Source organism: Streptomyces sp. MBT53 (assembly GCF_016654115.1).
GTDB lineage: Bacteria > Actinomycetota > Actinomycetes > Streptomycetales > Streptomycetaceae > Streptomyces.
In genome coordinates this window covers 1-16,186 of the sequence record NZ_JAEQAZ010000195.1, presented here as the reverse complement: position 1 = coordinate 16,186, position 16,186 = coordinate 1, and the positions used below count along the sequence as shown (strand labels likewise).

Genomic DNA, 16,186 nt, shown 5'->3' with positions numbered 1-16,186 from the left:
CCCGGTCAGCGACGGCGCCCGGCTCACCAACATCCTCGTCGTCACACCCCTGCGCGTGCTGTTCCTGATCGTCCTGGTCGGCACCACCCTGGAAGTCCTCACCGAACGCACCCGCGAGGAATGGCGTTTGAACCGCTGGAGTCAACGGTTTGCTGGAGGTGCCACTAATCTCCAGCGAGTTTTGCCTGATCAGATGCTAGGTACGGTCCGCTCAACTGTGATCAGACGGTCTCCGGCCTTGAGGATTTGTGCCTCTGGCTCGGAGTAGGCCAGAACCTCTTTACGGCGGACGACGGCTACAACCAAGTCCTTGCTCTCACGCGGCGAACGTCCTACCTCATCTTCGGATGCGGGGCGCTCGATGAGATCAAGGCCGGAGCCGTAGGTCATGAGTTCTTCCAAGGTGTTGGCTGAGTGCGGACTGGCCGTAGCCACACCGAGCAACCGGCCGGCGGCGCTGGAACTGGTGATCACAGTGTCGGCGCCGCTCTGCTTCAGCAGCGGTACGTTCTCGTCCTCGCGGACTGCGACGGCGATAGAGGCATGCCTGTTGAGCTGGCGGGTCGTGAGGGTTACTAGGGCGGCCGTGTCGTCACGCTGGGGAGCGATGATGACTCGTGCTGCGCTCTGCGTCTCAGCTTTGCGCAACGTGTCGGCGCGGGTTGCGTCTCCGCACACGGACACGAGGCCGTCACTGTTGGCGGCATCCACGGCTTTACGCACTGGGTCCACAACGATGATCCGCTCTTTGGGCACACCCTGGCCCAAGAGCGATTGAACAGCGTGCTGTCCTTTAGTGCCGTAGCCAACAACGACAACGTGATCTCGGATACGGGAGCGCCAACGATGCACACGAACGTGCTGACGGGTGCGCTCTGTGAGGACTTCGAGCGTGGTACCCACCAAGATGATCAGGAAGAGCACCCGCAGCGGTGTGATGACGAGGATGTTGGTTAGGCGGGCGCCGTCGCTGACCGGGGTGATGTCGCCGTAGCCGGTAGTGGAGAGGGTGACGGTGGCGTAGTACGCAGAGTCGAGGAGGTCGACCGAACCGTCCGAGTTGTCGTTGTAGCCGTCGCGGTCGACGTAGACGATCAACGTGGTTACGGCGAGGACTACGAGACCCATTGCCAGGCGTCGTAGGACTTGCTGAAGCGGAGGCACGCTGCTCTGCGTTGCCGGCATCGCGATGGAACGCCCTGCTTCGGCGTCGGCTCTGGCTTCGGCGTGTGATCGGTACCAGAGGGACCGCAAAATTGAGAACTTCCTGCTCTTGAGCGATGGCCGCTTGTCGTTCCTCATCGCGTGTCCCCTGTGCCGGTACTCCAGATGGTCTACGTCATGATTCCTGATGCCGGTGAACCTGTCATGGACTACACCCTGTCTCACGAGCACGAGACCCACGCACTACGCTGAACATCAGCTCCAACCCAGCGGCTGGAGGCAACGAATAGAGCCTCCAGCGATCCGGGAGTTTTTCACACTGCCCCACTATTGCCGACCGACCGGATCAAGCCGCCATTATCAGTCGAGACACAGAATTGAATGAGGAACGATGGCTAACTTCCAATTCGGAGTGAACGACTACACGATCAGTGTCCGAGCAACACAGCGGGTTCATCTCGAACAAGGTTGGGACGGGCACCGTCTCACTCTGACTTTTGAGGTGAGCGCCCGGGATGAGTACACCGTCGGTGCACCGTTCCTCGTCTCTGGAGGCCTTTGGACGTCTGACTTGCCAGGGTCGGCGAACTGGGTTGGTGTTCTCCACCTTGTGGCGGAGCCGATCAGTCTCAGACCGTATGCAACAACAATCACTCTAGGGACGACTGTCACGGACCGGCTCTTGAGTGGTTTGGAGGAGGCGCGGGCGGGTGCTGATCTGACCCTGCGTGCGTACCTGACCTTGACTGCATTGGCAGAGACTGAGCGCTGGCCTAGCGCTTCCGACAACGAAATTATCCGTATCCCGGATGCTACGTGGACTGAACAGCTTGCCCAGCTCGGCACGCTGCATCCGTGATTTGCGCCCGGTACTATTACTGTGCTGCGGATAGGCTCCACATATTGCTCGATACCAGATTAGCTTGGGGTCACGACTATCTGGGATGAAAGATACACTGCGGTCAATCTGTGACTGTAGGCTAAGATTTTTTGATGATCTTTTGAGCTGCTGAAACTTGTCGCCTTATCTGTTCCTTCGCTTTGGTGAGTGCGGTCCGATTATTTTTCACGGCTCGCTCTTGATATTCAAAATCAGCCGCGAACCAAACACCTACTACATTATGCTGAGCTCGGCACTTCTGGTCAGCCGCGGCAGTTTTAATTTCTGCGCTAGACGGCTTACTTGACTTCGCCCAGGTTGAATCGCTCAGGGCATCAAGTGGGCTATTGTAGGAGTAGCCGTATTCTTGCATGCAACGCGACCAGAGTGAGAATACTTTGAGCGTCCGGGGATCTTTTTGACCTGCCACCAGGGTGTCAAAATTGAGACTCGTGGCGATTTCGGAATCCCCAATATGCCCATTGCGAGAGCCTGTGATAGCAAGCAAGGCGGAACCGGTACAGCCGCGGCTGGGTACTTTGGCACCACTTCGGGTAAGTCCGCCGGGGCCAGATTCAGCATTCAAGTCCCGAGTGCCAGCCAATGCGAACCATTTTTCAGGACCAATAGCCGGACTGGTGTTCAATTTGCCGCTCTGAGGGAATCCCCCTTCGGGGTGGTAACCCCATTTCTTTGCATGGGTCATACTCTGGTACCCAAAGCGACCGTCCACGCGGCTGCTCGGCGCATCAGCTCCCATCCCAGAATTGATTGAAGACTTTCGAATGCTGTATGAAAAACCATACTTGTGCATACAGCCCGCAATGCTTAGGGAGTAGGCTGATGATATCGAATCAAGTTGCTTAGCATTTAGAAGGTAATCATCTAGAGGCATCGCTCGATTGTTGGCGCTCGTCAAGCGAGGTGGGTTCGTAACGGCGCGCTGTGGTGCAGCAGGATCTTCGCCCTTAGTGGTGCAACTGGCGAGCGTTGCCATAATTCCAAGAACTGCTACGCTCGAACTTCGCCGCAGTAGTATCGAAAATTGAGGCATATCGGAAATCGAATCCCTGGTGGAAAGTCTTATTAGATCGGAAATTCGTTACATCGTCTAACTTTTAAATCTTCAGACGTAGGGCTTGTCCTTTGGTGTACCGCTGTGTGATTAATTCTGCAATTTATGACCGCACAGCCGAAAAGCGTGGCCATTTTCGTATGGATGGCCACGCTCGGCTTATGCATCTGATGGCAGGTCTTACCGCTAGAATCCCCCGCCGCCGCCAGACGCATTATTGTTTTTCATCGTCGAGTTCAGATCGATATGCTGCCCTGAGATAATCTCCTGGCAAGCTACTGCACAGCTGTAGCTGCTATTGTAGAAGACGCCAAAATTGCCGTTGCTGCGATTGTAGACGTAGGCGGCGTTATTGTATACGCTCTGATTCGCTCCAGTGCCTCCGTGTTCGGACTGCACGAATGCGTAAGGTTTGTAACTAGGAATGTTGAACGTCTGAGGGAAGTATGCATTAAGGCCATTTTCGGCCGAATTATAATAGAGGCAAACCTCTCCTAGTGCGCATGTGCCGTTCGGTCCGGCTTGCGCCGCATTGGCCGACACCAAGCTCAGCCCGAAGGTGCTCGCCAGTACTAGAGCCGTATTCAGTATTCTTCGTCTCACTCGACTACTCCTTTATTTGTCAAGATGGCATAGATGCGCATCGCGGATTCAGGATGCCACGCAGGTCGCATATTTTATCATGTACATGATTTTTTGGCTACCCCAAGTCGCGACGATCGGGCCTCATCGACCACATCTCAATAGTTGGGGCGTAGTAATCGCGCTCCTCTCTTGTTCGGGCCGACTATAGATTTGGATGATGTGCCTTGCTGAACCAGACTGTTAAATCCTGGTTAAGCATGGCGGCGATGAAGTCAGGAAGATTCAGAATGGAAGCTCTGGTTTGGTCATCCCTCGCTCTCCCAAGCCCACGCTGCACCGACAAACGGGCGATGCGTGCCTTGTTGCACGGGAGGTTTAGGCGCTAACCGAGGACGGGCAGATGAGTCTGATCCCTGTGAGTTTTTCGGGGTGGATGCGGATGACATAGTCCATGGTCTGGTCGACCCATGGGTGTATGAGTTGTCGATAGCGGTCCAACTCGTTGCGGCTCGTGATCAGGTGTGCGTAGCCGGTCGCTATCACGCTCCAGCCAAGGTGAGTGCGGAGGTCGATGGTGTCTGCCTCGTAGGCGACAACCACTCCGCGCCCGTCATCCGCTTCGGCGTGGGTACTCAGCGCGGAGCCTTTGCCAGCGTGGATGATGATGTTCCCGTGGTCCAGGAAATGGTTGACGGGCCGGATAGTTGGCAAGGCATGCAAGGTGAACACGATCCGGCCCAGTGAGATGCTGCCCAGCAGCCTGAGGGCCTCGGCGTGTCCAAGTTGGACGGATCGACGGGGGCCGGAGGATCGTGCGGCTTGCCGGTCCATGACGATTCTGCGGACGGATTCATCACTCACGAGGGTTGTCCTCTCGGCCAGGGCGGACCCGCGCCGGAGCCGAGACGGGGGAGTGCCCGGCTGCCGACAACGGGACCGCAATTCCCAGTCAACGAGGGAGCGTTCCTGTGGTCTAGGGCCGTTCGGCCCTCAGAACGGCAGCTCTGGTGAGGCGGCGCCTCGCTTGATGGTCATGATCCGCTCGTGGAAGTCGCGTGATGCGGGTTCGCGCGGGTATCGGGACCGCAGTTCCTTGTCCAGCTCGTCGGCTACTAAAAGCAGGGATGGGAGCGACTTCCGGTCTGCTTCGAGTGCGGTTGTGCCCATGCCGATTGCTTCATCGATGTCGCCGGTTCGGGCAGCGGCTACCCCGAGTGTGAGGCGGGCCTCGGCTGCGCGCATGGGTGAGATCTCGGTTCCGTCGGGGCCGGTGCTGATCCGGATCACTGACCGGGCGTGGGCGGCGGCGCGTTCGTCGTCTCCGAGTAGACGGTAGGCGTCCATCTCGTAGAAGTCCCACTTGTCCGGGTCGATTATGAAGTGGTGTTCGGGGTGGTCCGGGCGTGGGAGGCGGTCGAGGCGGGCGCGGCCGGCGTCGAGGGAGTCGCGCACCAGGCGGGCGTCTCCCATGCGGGCTGCGGCTCGTGCTTTGTGGGCGTAGAGCTGGACGCCGACGGAGTGTGTCTGGTCGGCGACGTGTCCGGCTTCGACGGCGTTGAGCATGTCCTGCCATCGGCTCTGGGTGAGGGCGAACCAGGCCTCGATCTCCCATGCCCAGGCCATGATCTCGCCGTGTCCGGCTTCCTGGCCGATGCGGAGGGCGGCGGCCTTGCTGAGGTTGGCGGCCTCGCGTTGTCCTCGGTCGTACTGGACGCAGGCGTTGAGGAGGAAGAGCCATCCGGTGTCGACGAGTAGTTCCCGGTGCTGGCTGAGCGTCATTCGGCCTTCGAGCTGTTTGGTGACGTACTGGAGGCCGTTGCGGGTGCGCTCGTGGAGGTAGTCGGCATCGGCGTACGGGTAGGCGCGGGCCAGTTGGTCGATGCCCCCTTGGATCGACTCCAGGGCGGCGCTGTTGATGTTGGACATCTCCGTGCGGCGGAGCAGCTCGGCGACGTCCCACAGTCCGGCGCCACCTTGCGCGATCAGGGCGCTCGGGTCGTCGAGTTGGGACGGTGTGGCCGGTCTTTCCAGTTCCCACGGGCGTGGGGCGAGTCCTGCGAGTTGGCCGGGGATGCGCAGGCCGTCGACGACTTCGAGGATCTTGTGGAACTGGGTGATCCGTGGGCGGGCGCCCGTGCCGTCGGTCTCGGGGCGGGCCATCTTGCCGATGTGCTCGCGCTTGTAGCCGACGGCCTCGGAGATCTTGGCGTAGCTGACGTTTCCGTGGATCTTGGCGAGTCTGAAGACTTCGCCGAAGTCGTGGTTGGCGATAGCCGACCGCACGTCCGCGCGTTCCAGGACATGCGGCGGTAGCGCTGCCGGTGTCGGTGCAGCTTCGGTCATCTCACTTCCCCATTGTGATCGACCTGACGGTGTTTGGCGTTTCTGTCTACTGTGCCGCGTCCGTCTCGCGAGTGTACCCACGAGGGGGGTCCCCAAGAGGGGGGAGCGACAGCCGGGAAGAGAGGTGCACCCTCGGGTCACCCTGCCGGGAGGGACTCGGCAGCCGTGACCTGAGACGGGGTCGTGTCATGGACGCGAGGAAAGCGCGCCGGCATGCGTACGTGGCCGAGGAACTGAACGCGATGGCTCATTGGTACACGCGGCCTGATCCTTCCTCAGGCGGGCACTTCCTGACGCTGACGCTCCTCGCAGAGTTCAGCGACACCGGGCGCATCGCGCGTGACCAGACGGCCGTGTTCCTCCGGAGCGTGGGCGCGGATGACGCCGTAGACGATGCGCAGTTGGCCGTCTCGGAATTAGTCGGCAACGTGGTCAACCACGTGGTGCCGGATCGCTGCCTTGCCCGCCCTGGCGCGAGTCGCCGTATCGACGTGATCTTCAAGATGTGGCCTAAGTGGCTGTTCATCGGGGTCGCGGATGAGGACTCGACACCCCCGGTGCTTCCTCTGGGCGACTCGTTCTTGCCTGGGCTGACGGAGGAGTTGTCGGAAGCGGTCTTACCGGACAACGGCCGTGGGCTGCTGATCCTTCAGCGACTGGCTGCGGCCGTCTGGTGGACACCAGGAGATGGGGGCGGCAAGACCGTGTGGTGCCGATTCGACCTCGGCGGCGGAGGCGGCGACAAGCCGTCCTGATGATCTTCGGCTGTCGCTACGCGTTTCGCTCCCTCGGGAGTGAGCGGCAGCCGGGGGCTGGAGGGTGATCCCTCTGGCGAACGGGGCGCGCCTCCTGGAGCTCCGCCGGGTTCCCCACTCGGTGCCAGGAGGCCCGCTTCACAACCGAAGACGGAGACCGGGCCACCCCCTTAGCCCTGGAAAAGCGGAGGGTGACCCGGTTGGGGAACGCGAAGATCCCCGGTGCCTGATGGTACCGGGGCCGTTGTGCTGTGCATCTGCCTTGGACCAAAGAGAGTTGACGATCCGTTACCTAGATCAGGGCAGAGGTGGGCAAGGTGTCTGGCGCGGGTGAGAACTGGCTGAGGGATGGACTCGGCGACGTTGCGGGGGCGGACTTCGGTCTGTGGGTGTCGGGTGTCGACTACATCGCGGGCTGGCGTGGAGCGCATGAGTCCGCTGATCAGCTGAACAGGGCGTTCCTCGGTGTCGGGTTCGAGCTGTCCGAGTTACGGGCGGTCGCCTCGACCAATGAGGAGGGGCGCGGTGTGGTGCGGGTGACGGGCTGGTCGGGCGCGGTGAACCGACTCGCCGGTCTCCTGGAGGGGCTTGCGGATGGCGACGGCGGTGCGCGGTGAGCCGTCGTTCCGCTGCTGAGTGCGGTACGTGGGCACGTCGCCGGGTGTCGAGACTTTGGGCGGTAGCTGCCATGGGGCGAGTGAACAGGGGGCCTTACGCTCGCCAGCGGATCGGGCAGTCTCTTGGAGCCTGCCCGTGTTTAGCCCGATCGGCCCCCTGTTCTTCGAGGCTCGCCCCATGGGAGCTGCCTAAAGTCTCGACAGCCGGCGACCACCAGCCACCAACACCCCTGCCTACGAAGGCCGTTCGACGATTCAACTCCTTGGGCGTGCTGCGGTGCGGGGCGCTTGCCGACCGGACGGGACCGGCGGCCACGCCGCACGCCCGGCCGGGGCGGCCGGGCGCCCCGGCGCGCCGCAGGCGCGCCCTTGAGGAAGTGAAGACTGTTTCGACCGATGCCCGTCCGAGGTCAGGTGCGGGTGCGTCGGGTGGGCTGTTCGTCGGCGGTGATCCGGTAGGCGAGTTCGGCACGGTCCGCACCCACGCGCAGTTCTTCGAGCAACAGTGGGCGGTCGTCGTTGCCGTGTGCGACGCGGGTCACGTGCAGGATCGGTGTCGCGTCCGGGAGCTGGAGCGTGGTGCGCTCGTCGGGCGGTGGCATGTGCGCCCGCACGGTCTCGGTCCAGGTGAGTTTGTGGCCGGCCTGGGTGAGAACCCAGTAGATCGCTGCCGTGGGCTTGCACGGTTCCTTGCCGAGCAGTGGAACGGTTTCGGCGACCTCGAACGGGATCAGCATGCGGTGCATGGCACGCGTTCCGGTGGCGGGGTCGGTGAGCAGCCGGTCACAGCCGAACAGAGCTTCCTCCTCGCCGAGTTGGAGGAGACGGCCGGTGTCCTTCGTTGTGTGAGTCCGGTAGGTGCTCGGCTGCTCGGCTTCCTGCCAGGTGTCACCGTTGGGCATCACGAACTTGCCCTCGCTGCTGTGGCTGATGCGACGTTCGAGAGTGAGCGCGGGCTGTCCGCCCGTCCGCACGAAGCTGCCCTTGCCGTGCCGGACATCGATCAGGCCTTCCGCGCGCAGCGCCGCGATCGCGTTGCGGACGGTGGGGCGCGAGACCCCGTAGCGGGCCATGAGCTGGGCTTCGGACGGCAGCATCGAGTCCGGGGCGAACTCGCCGGACAGGATCGCTTCGCGGATGGCTGCGGCGACCTGCTGGTAGAGGGCTCCGGGGCGCTGGATCTCCGACATGGCGGCTTCTCCGGGTCGAGGTCATAGTTACGTCGCACGCGCGACATCACTCGTCAGCATAAGTACTTGCGCTCTCGCCGTACAGAGCCTCATAGTCGTGACTCGTAAGGACAAGTGACGTCTGAATATGTCGGGCGTCCCGACTGGCCAGGGAGGCCAAGCAATGCAGTCCATTCCCGTGGACACGGCGCGACTGGGCGTACTGCGGTGCGCCATCGCCCCGGAAACAAAGATCAGCAACTTCGAGACACAGGAGGTGAAGAAGGACCGGGACGGCAACCCGGTCTGGACCGTGGCCGTGACCGTGCGGCAGGACGGGCGCCGGATCTCCGTCATCGAGATCGCGGTGAGTGGCGAACCGAAAGGCATCCAGGAAGGACAGGTCGTCAAGGTCACCGGGCTGACCGCGTTCATGTGGTCGATGGGCGACCGGCACGGCGTCAGCTTCCGCGCCGACGCCATCACCCCCGTGCACGCAACTCCCGCGCATGCCAAGGGCGGTGACGTGTGATGGGGCCGATCCTGCTTGCCTTCGCCCTGGCCGTGCTGGCCTGGCTGCTCGTCGTCGGTGACCTGGTGCGCCGGCACCGCCCGGCCTGGCATTGGTACCTCGTCGGCTACCCGGTCACCGCGTGGCGGGTGGTGTTCACCTGGCGCCGGGTCGCCCTGCTCAACGACCTGTCCGTGTCCAAGCTTCCGGCCCGGACACTGGTCGGGCACCTGATCGTCAAAGGCGATCCGGTACGGCCAGTCGCACCCCGAGCCTCATTCCCCCGCGCCACCCGCATGGGGCTCACCGTGACCGCACGGCTGCATGCGGGCCAGACCCCGATGACGTACATGAAAGCGGCCGACGCACTCGTGCACGCGTGGAGAGTCCACGCCGTCCGGGTCACCTCACCCGAACGCGGTGTGGTCCTGCTGACCGCGATGGCCAGCGATCCGCTGCAACAACCCGGCTTAGCCACGGCTCCGGCCGAGTTGCTGTCCGCGCTCATCGGGGCCTTGGAGTCCGGCGGCGCCTGGGTCATGAATCTGCGCCTCGTGCCGCACTGGCTGATCACCGGGGCCACCCGTTCCGGCAAGTCCACCCTGCTGGCACGGCTCATCACCCAACTCGCTACACAACCCGTCGCGTTGGTCGGTATCGACTGCAAGGGCGGCATGGAACTCGGCCTGTTCGCACGGCGGTTGAGCGCGCTGGCCACCTGCCGACGCGAAGCGGTCGCCGTGCTCTCCGCGCTCGTCGTCGACATGCAGGAGCGCATGAGCGTGTGCCGTTCGGCCGGCGTGCGCTCCATCTGGGAACTGCCCGAGAAACTGCGGCCCATACCGGTCGTCGTGATCGTCGACGAGATCGCGGAGCTGTACCTGTCCGACGGGACCCGGGAGAGCAAGGCGGAGGCGGAGCAGTGTTCCACGCTGCTGCTGCGGCTGGGCCAGCTCGGGTCCGCGCTCGGCCTGCACCTGGTCGTCGCCGGCCAACGCGTCGGCTCCGACCTCGGCCCCGGGGTGACCGCGCTACGCGCCCAGCTCGGCGGCCGGATCTGCCACCGCGTCAACGACCCCGGCACAGCCGAAATGACCCTCGGCGACCTCAACAAAGACGCTGTGGCCGTCGCTCAGACGATCACAGCGGAGGAACGGGGCGTGGCCGTGTGCACGGGCCCTGACGGTGGCTGGAGCCGGGCCCGCTCCCACCTGACCTCGACGGAAGAGGCCGTGTCGACGGCACGGAAGTACTCCGGCATGACCCCTGAACTGCCCGCCCTCGACCGCGCCCTTGCGGCGCTGGAAGGAGACGACAAGTGACCGGCGCAGATGTGATCAGCGAAGGTACGGCGTTCACGTTCGCGGTGATCTTCGGGATCATCACCGTCCTCCTCGTCCGCTCCCGCGACATACGGGTCTGGGAAGCGATCTGCGTCGGCCTCTTCGGCGTCTACCTCGGCCAGACCCCCGTGGTCTTCACCATCCACGGCCTCGTCGTCTGGTTCATCAGCGGCTTCTCCCACACCTGAGCAGAAGGGACCCACCACCATGCCCATGTCTCGCGTGAGGTGCCCGTCCTGCAAGGGCGACGGCGCCCGCCGCACCTGGACCGGACGGCTGCGGCGCTGCCGCGTCTGCCGGGGCACCGGAACCATCCGCTGACCGAAACCCCATCAACCGCACCACCGAGAGGACAACCCCATGGACATCGGCGCACCACCACCCACCCACCGAGCCGCTTCGGCGGCCCACCCTGGAAGGTCACCACCATCACCCCGGAGTACACCCCGGCTGACAGGCGCGCCGTCCTCGACCGCGCGGCGCGCCTGCGTCAGCTCTCCGAAGCAGACCGCGACGCCATCCGCCTCGCTCAAGACCCCAGGTTCCCGCGCTGGCTGGAGCAGATCACCGCAACTGGCGGCTGCGCCCACCCCGTCCACCTGTCCGGCTCGACCACCACCTTGGACGGCACGACGGGCGAGATCCTGCACCACTACGACACCCGCGCCGAGCCCGGAGAACGACTCCTGGTCCGCTGCCGCAACCGACGCGCCACCGTCTGCCCGGCCTGCTCCCGCCTCCACGCAGGCGACACCTTCCACCTCGTCCGCGCGGGCCTGCTTGGCGGCAAAAACATTCCCGCCACCATCCGCAACCGGCCTCGGCTCTTCGTCACCCTGACCGCACCGTCCTTTGGCCCGGTCCACCGTGCTGGAGAGCGGTGCCGCCCCCGCCGCGACGGCGCGACCTGCGAACACGGGCGCCCTCTTGGCTGCGGCACGGTCCACATCCCGGACGCGCCCGTTGTCGGTCAACCGCTGTGCCCCGACTGCTACGACTATCCGGGCCACGTGCTGTGGCACGCGCACGCATCCAAGCTGTGGGACCGCTTCGTCATCGACGTACGGCGGCGCCTGGCCTCCGCGGCCGGCCTCGTACAGTCCCAATTCGCCCGTTACGCGCGATTGTCCTTCGCCCGCGTCGCCGAGTACCAGAAACGGGCGGCCGTCCACGTCCATGCCGTCGTCCGCCTCGACGGCCCGAACGGACCCGACGACGAACCCCCGGTCTGGGGAACGGCCGACCGGCTGATCGATGCCGTACGCACCTCGGCCCGACGGGTCCAGGTCCACACCCCCTACAGCCCGGCCGTGGGTGAACTGGCCCTGCGCTGGGGCGCCCAGTTCGACGCCCGCCCGCTGCATGCCAACAGCGATGGACCCGCCGATGACGCAGTGGCCGCGTACGTCGCCAAGTACGTCACCAAGGGGGCCAGCGAAACCGGCGCCGGCATCGACCACAGGGTCACCACCTGGTCCGATATCGACACGGCACCCGTCAGTGCCCATGTCCGCACCCTGATGCGCGACTGTTGGCGCCTCGGTGCGCTGCCCGAGTACGAGCCGCTACACCTGCGCACCTGGACACACACCCTCGGCTACCGGGGCCACATCCTCACCAAGTCCCGTGCCTACTCCACCACTTACGCGGTCCTCCGCGCCGAACGCGCCCACCACGTAGGCCACACCGACCTTCCCGGCACAACCACCGATCGGAACTGGCGCTACGTCGGCTCGGGCCACACCCCCGGCGCCGCACTCATCGCGGCCGGACTCGCGGATGACATCGCACGCAATCGAGAAGCTGCCGCTGACGAGAGATCGACTCGTGACGGGGGCTTCGTTTGAGGCTGCCTCTGGAGGGCGACGACGATTGGGCTTGGGCTCGGGAGCAGGCGCGACAGGCTCCGGCCTGGTCCGACGATGATTGGCGACGGGCGAACACGATCCTTGGCTTGCCCGGCGCCTCACATCCCGCTCAACCTGCCCCGAAGGTCAGCCCAAGTCGCTCCCAGGCTCCGGCTGCTCCCCCTTCGGTCGCCACAGCGGAGTCAGCCGCCCCCGCACAGGCCTCCCGCGTCCGACTGCGGGTCCGACGAGTACGGCAATCAGCAGGTCTTCGATGTAAGCGCGCTTCTCGCTGAGCAGCAGATCTTCCCAAGTCTCCGCGAGATCAATGGGCTTGCTCCGCGCAGAGTGCTTGTTGCGCAGGACTCGGTTCCGTTCCGTCGTGAGTCGACGCTTCTCGGCCTCGTGTTCCGCGAGCTGACTGAAGTACGTCTCAGCAGTGATGATCCGGGCTTTGCGGGCCTGCTTCAGCTCCTCGATGTCTTCGAGAACCCGTGTCAGCTCATCTTCCTTCTCCCATGTCGCAGGCTCAGGGTCGTCGCGCCGTTTGGCGGCCTCCTCCTCGTACTTCGCGATCAGCATCATCGTGACGGCCTTGTCCGTCTCCGGGCCGTTGATCCGCGTGCCTCCGCACCCTGACGGAACGCTGCCGCTGCTCGGGCACGCATAGTCGAAGTAGCCTTCCGGCTTGTTGCGGCTCCTGTCGGCCTTCCTGGCTCGCAGCGGTGCACCGCAACCATCACGGCCACACCGAAGAGTGCCGCGCAACAGGTGCTTGCGTGTGTTGTGCCCCTGGCCCGGTTGGGGATTGGACCCGAGCAGTTCCCTGAGAGCCTCCCATTCCTCGACGGAGACCACCGGTTCCCACTGCCCGATCACGGGTTCGCCCTTGTCGTTCAGGACGATTTCGACCCGGGTGTTCGCCGTCCCGGTCACCGGGTCAACATCGATGGCTTGGCGCGAGCGGTACCCGCACAATCGGGGATTGCGCATCACTTTCAGGAGCCCCGGCCGGGACCACTTGCCGCCTGTCGACGTGGTCACCCCGGCCTCGTCGACAGCGTTGATGACGGCGGAGATCGGCTTTCCTCCGAGCAGCCAACGCACCATTCGACGCAGCCACTCGGCCTCGTACGGGTCCAGCGTGCGCTTGTCGGCCTTCCAACCGAACGGCCTTGTACCGCCTGTGGGAATCCCGGCCTGTTGCAGCGCCTGATGCTTCCGCGCGACCCGTCGTGCCGTGTCGGCGGACTGCTTGCTGTTGGTCGCCGTCACGATGCGCGCGACCGTCCGGCCGTTGTCGGTCAACAGATCGAGCGTGCCCGTGAAGTCGATGATCGGGCGCTTGAAGTTCTCGACGACCTCGATCGCGTCTTCAAGGTGCCGGTTGTCGCGCGTGAGGCGGTCGATGTCGTAGACGATCAGGCCGTCCAGATGCTCGCCGTTCGGTGCCATGCCCCGCTTGAGGTCTTCCAACGCGCCCTCGAACACGGGCCGGATGACGCGATACCCGATCTCCCCATTAGGCAGGCGGACGCGCTTCCGCTTCCAGGCGCTCGTGTCCGGCTCCTCATACGTATATACGTATCGCCCGCCGCGCGACTCGACGAACGTCCGGTTGTCCTTCTCTTGCTCGTCGCGGCTCCTGATGTCCCGTCCGGTCATGGGCCGGAACGCGGGCTTGGTGTCCGTGGTGCCGGTAACGTCGCTCTCAGCGGTGGCGGGACCCTCGTCGACCTCGAAGGACAGGCGGACCAGGCCGGCCCAGTTCTGTCCCTCTAAGTCGCCCCAACGGGCGCGCTGCACAAGGTCGTTGTCCATGTCCTTAGGGTACTTTCGGGAAACCGCTGGAGGTCCGCGTTGCGGGATCACACCGTCGTCGTCGGCTTCGGTACGAAGGGGCGGTCGGCGATCCAGACCGTGTGTGCGACGGGGCTGAAGAAGGAACAGGTCGTCGTGGTCGATCCCAGTGCGAAGGCGATCGAGGCCGCGAGCAGTGACGGGTATGTCGGGGTCGTCGGGGACGCCACCCGCAGCGAGGTTCTGAAGCGGGCCGAGGTGCACAAGGCGCGGCAGATCATCATCGCGACCCAGCGCGACGACACGGCTGTGCTGGTGACCCTCACCGCCCGGCAGCTCAACCGCGGCGCGAAGATCGTGGCCGCCGTGCGCGAGGAGGAGAACGCGCCGCTGCTCAAGCAGTCCGGCGCCGACGCCGTCATCACCAGCGCCAGCGCGGCCGGTCGGCTGCTCGGCCTGTCCGTGCTCAGCCCGGCCGCCGGCATGGTCATGGAGGACCTCATCCAGCAGGGCAGCGGCCTCGACATGACCGAGCGGCCCGTCATAAAGGCCGAGGTGGGCAGGACACCGCGCGAGACGGACGACCTGGTGGTGAGCGTCGTACGCGGGCATCGCGTGCTCGGCTACGACGACCCGTCGATCGGGACGCTTCAGCTGACCGACCGGCTCATCACGATCGTGCGCGTCTCGCCCGGCTCGCAGGTCACGCCGGACACCCGGCCGCTGCCGGAGTGATCGACCCTCGGGGTTCCGCCGTATGACGAGGAGTAGCGTCGGCCCCATGCATGCGATCACGATTTCCGAACCTGGTGGGCCCGAGGCGCTGGTGTGGGACGAGGTCCCCGATCCGGTGGCCGGCGAGGGCGAGGTACTGGTCGAGGTGGTGGCCGGCGCGGTCAACCGGGCCGACATCATGCAGCGCCAGGGCTTCTACAACCCACCGCCCGGCGCGTCCCCCTACCCCGGCCTCGAATGCTCCGGCCGGATCATCGCGGTCGGCCCCGGGGTGTCCGGATGGTCGGTCGGCGACGAGGTGTGCGCGCTGCTCGCGGGCGGCGGCTACGCGCAGAAGGTCGCCGTACCGGCCGGGCAGCTGCTGCCGGTGCCGCGGGGCATCGACCTCAAGCTGGCCGCCGCGCTGCCCGAGGTGGTCTGCACGGTCTGGTCGAACGTCTTCATGGTCGCCCACCTCCGTCCCGCCGAGACCCTGCTCGTGCACGGCGGTTCCAGCGGTATCGGCACGATGGCGATCCAGCTCGGCAAGGCGGTCGGCGCGAAGGTCGCCGTCACGGCCGGCACCAAGGAGAAGCTGGACTACTGCGCCGAGCTGGGCGCCGACATCCTCGTCAACTACCGCGAGCAGGACTTCGTCGCCGAGATCGAGCGGGCCACGGGCGGCGCGGGCGCCGATGTCATCCTCGACAACATGGGCGCGAAGTACCTGGACCGCAACGTCCAGGCCCTCGCCGTCAACGGGCGGCTCGCGATCATCGGGCTGCAGGGCGGGATCAAGGCCGAACTCAACATCGCCGCCCTCCTCGGCAAGCGGGCCGCGATCAGCGCGACCTCGCTGCGGGCCCGCCCGCTCGGCGAGAAGGCGGCCATCGTCGCCGCCGTACGCGAGCATGTGTGGCCGCTGATCGAGTCCGGCCAGGTCCGTCCGGTCGTCGACCGGGAGCTGCCGATGAGCGAGGCGGCGGCAGCGCACCAGGTGGTCGAGGACAGCGGGCACATCGGGAAGGTGCTTCTCGTCGCGCCGTAGGCCGGATCGGACCGGCCCTAACCCCGCCGCACCCGGAGGCCGATGAAGGCGAGACCCAGGCCGAGCCCGATGAGGATCAGGCCGCTGCCCAGCGGGAGGATCCGCAGCACGGGTTCGGCCGGGTCCTCGGCGTGGGCGACGGACTGGTGCACGGGCTGGAGCGGCGGCGTGGACGGCACCATGGCCGCTTCCTGGGACGGTGACGCGGAGTCGGCGGGCGTCGGAACGGCCGAAGCGCCGTCCTCGTCCGCCGCCGGCTCGGCGGTGTCCCCGTCGTCGGCTCCGTTCTCGTTCTCGTCCGCACTCGGCCGATCCGTCCGCCCCGGCCGTTCCCG

At 65.0% G+C, this 16,186-nt stretch carries 15 protein-coding genes and 3 pseudogenes; 10 read left to right on the top strand and 8 right to left on the bottom strand.

Going from position 1 to position 16,186, the window contains the following annotated elements:
• A pseudogene (locus JHN45_RS53600) lies at nucleotides 1-139 on the top strand (Ion channel protein); the annotation flags it as partial.
• Between the two features lie 50 nt (nucleotides 140-189).
• On the opposite strand, the gene JHN45_RS42380 reads toward JHN45_RS53600, so the two are convergent.
• Nucleotides 190-1,185 (bottom strand): TrkA family potassium uptake protein, encoded by a 996-nt coding sequence (locus JHN45_RS42380; protein WP_374195674.1) that lies wholly within the window; start codon nucleotides 1,183-1,185, stop codon nucleotides 190-192.
• A 370-nt stretch (nucleotides 1,186-1,555) separates the two neighbouring features.
• Here JHN45_RS42380 and JHN45_RS42375 point away from each other — a divergent pair, with 370 nt between their 5' ends.
• A complete protein-coding gene (locus JHN45_RS42375; protein ID WP_201054648.1) occupies nucleotides 1,556-2,023 on the top strand; it encodes a hypothetical protein in 468 nt (155 codons plus the stop codon).
• Between the two features lie 121 nt (nucleotides 2,024-2,144).
• Here JHN45_RS42375 and JHN45_RS42370 read toward each other — a convergent pair whose 3' ends face one another.
• The 4 genes from JHN45_RS42370 to JHN45_RS42355 all read right to left on the bottom strand — a co-directional run bounded on the left by JHN45_RS42370 (nucleotide 2,145) and on the right by JHN45_RS42355 (nucleotide 6,047).
• On the bottom strand, nucleotides 2,145-2,963 hold the full coding sequence (locus JHN45_RS42370) for a hypothetical protein (protein ID WP_201054647.1): 819 nt from the start codon (nucleotides 2,961-2,963) through the stop codon (nucleotides 2,145-2,147).
• Nucleotides 2,964-3,305: 342 nt separating this feature from the next.
• Nucleotides 3,306-3,722 carry a hypothetical protein gene (locus tag JHN45_RS42365; RefSeq protein WP_201054646.1) on the bottom strand — a complete coding sequence of 139 codons (417 nt, stop codon included), beginning with the start codon at nucleotides 3,720-3,722 and terminating at the stop codon, nucleotides 3,306-3,308.
• 357 nt (nucleotides 3,723-4,079) lie between these two features.
• Nucleotides 4,080-4,535 carry a pyridoxamine 5'-phosphate oxidase family protein gene (locus JHN45_RS42360; protein ID WP_201054652.1) on the bottom strand — a complete coding sequence of 152 codons (456 nt, stop codon included), beginning with the start codon at nucleotides 4,533-4,535 and terminating at the stop codon, nucleotides 4,080-4,082.
• 159 nt (nucleotides 4,536-4,694) lie between these two features.
• Nucleotides 4,695-6,047, bottom strand: a complete 1,353-nt coding sequence (locus tag JHN45_RS42355; RefSeq protein ID WP_201054645.1) for a tetratricopeptide repeat protein — start codon at nucleotides 6,045-6,047, stop codon at nucleotides 4,695-4,697.
• Nucleotides 6,048-6,235: 188 nt separating this feature from the next.
• On the opposite strand from JHN45_RS42355, the gene JHN45_RS42350 reads away from it, so the two are divergent.
• The gene (locus JHN45_RS42350) at nucleotides 6,236-6,802 is read left to right on the top strand and encodes an ATP-binding protein (RefSeq protein ID WP_201054644.1); all 567 of its coding nucleotides are present in this window, start codon (nucleotides 6,236-6,238) and stop codon (nucleotides 6,800-6,802) included.
• 317 nt (nucleotides 6,803-7,119) lie between these two features.
• Complete coding sequence (locus JHN45_RS42345) at nucleotides 7,120-7,419, top strand: hypothetical protein (protein ID WP_201054643.1); 300 nt, start codon at nucleotides 7,120-7,122, stop codon at nucleotides 7,417-7,419.
• Between the two features lie 410 nt (nucleotides 7,420-7,829).
• On the opposite strand, the gene JHN45_RS42340 is transcribed toward JHN45_RS42345, so the two are convergent.
• Nucleotides 7,830-8,609, bottom strand: a complete 780-nt coding sequence (locus JHN45_RS42340) for a GntR family transcriptional regulator (protein WP_201054642.1) — start codon at nucleotides 8,607-8,609, stop codon at nucleotides 7,830-7,832.
• Between the two features lie 163 nt (nucleotides 8,610-8,772).
• Between JHN45_RS42340 and JHN45_RS42335 the strand changes: the two genes are divergently transcribed.
• The 4 genes from JHN45_RS42335 to JHN45_RS42320 all read left to right on the top strand — a co-directional run bounded on the left by JHN45_RS42335 (nucleotide 8,773) and on the right by JHN45_RS42320 (nucleotide 12,289).
• Nucleotides 8,773-9,120, top strand: coding sequence for a hypothetical protein (locus JHN45_RS42335; protein WP_201054641.1), 348 nt, complete (start codon nucleotides 8,773-8,775; stop codon nucleotides 9,118-9,120).
• Nucleotides 9,120-10,421 (top strand): FtsK/SpoIIIE domain-containing protein, encoded by a 1,302-nt coding sequence (locus JHN45_RS42330; protein WP_201054640.1) that lies wholly within the window; start codon nucleotides 9,120-9,122, stop codon nucleotides 10,419-10,421. The genes JHN45_RS42335 and JHN45_RS42330 overlap by 1 nt, the downstream gene beginning before the upstream one ends.
• 11 nt (nucleotides 10,422-10,432) lie before the next feature.
• A complete protein-coding gene (locus tag JHN45_RS42325; protein WP_201054651.1) occupies nucleotides 10,433-10,630 on the top strand; it encodes a hypothetical protein in 198 nt (65 codons plus the stop codon).
• A 297-nt stretch (nucleotides 10,631-10,927) separates the two neighbouring features.
• Complete coding sequence (locus JHN45_RS42320) at nucleotides 10,928-12,289, top strand: replication initiator (RefSeq protein ID WP_201054650.1); 1,362 nt, start codon at nucleotides 10,928-10,930, stop codon at nucleotides 12,287-12,289.
• 147 nt (nucleotides 12,290-12,436) lie between these two features.
• On the opposite strand, the gene JHN45_RS42315 is transcribed toward JHN45_RS42320, so the two are convergent.
• Nucleotides 12,437-14,110 carry a recombinase family protein gene (locus tag JHN45_RS42315; RefSeq protein ID WP_201054639.1) on the bottom strand — a complete coding sequence of 558 codons (1,674 nt, stop codon included), beginning with the start codon at nucleotides 14,108-14,110 and terminating at the stop codon, nucleotides 12,437-12,439.
• A gap of 21 nt (nucleotides 14,111-14,131) precedes the next feature.
• On the opposite strand from JHN45_RS42315, the pseudogene JHN45_RS42310 reads away from it, so the two are divergent.
• Together JHN45_RS42310 and JHN45_RS42305 are read left to right on the top strand one after the other, a co-directional pair.
• A pseudogene (locus JHN45_RS42310) lies at nucleotides 14,132-14,824 on the top strand (TrkA family potassium uptake protein); the annotation flags it as partial.
• A gap of 46 nt (nucleotides 14,825-14,870) precedes the next feature.
• Nucleotides 14,871-15,851, top strand: a complete 981-nt coding sequence (locus JHN45_RS42305) for an NAD(P)H-quinone oxidoreductase (protein ID WP_201054638.1) — start codon at nucleotides 14,871-14,873, stop codon at nucleotides 15,849-15,851.
• A 17-nt stretch (nucleotides 15,852-15,868) separates the two neighbouring features.
• Here JHN45_RS42305 and JHN45_RS42300 read toward each other — a convergent pair.
• Nucleotides 15,869-16,186: pseudogene (locus JHN45_RS42300) on the bottom strand (hypothetical protein); the annotation flags it as partial.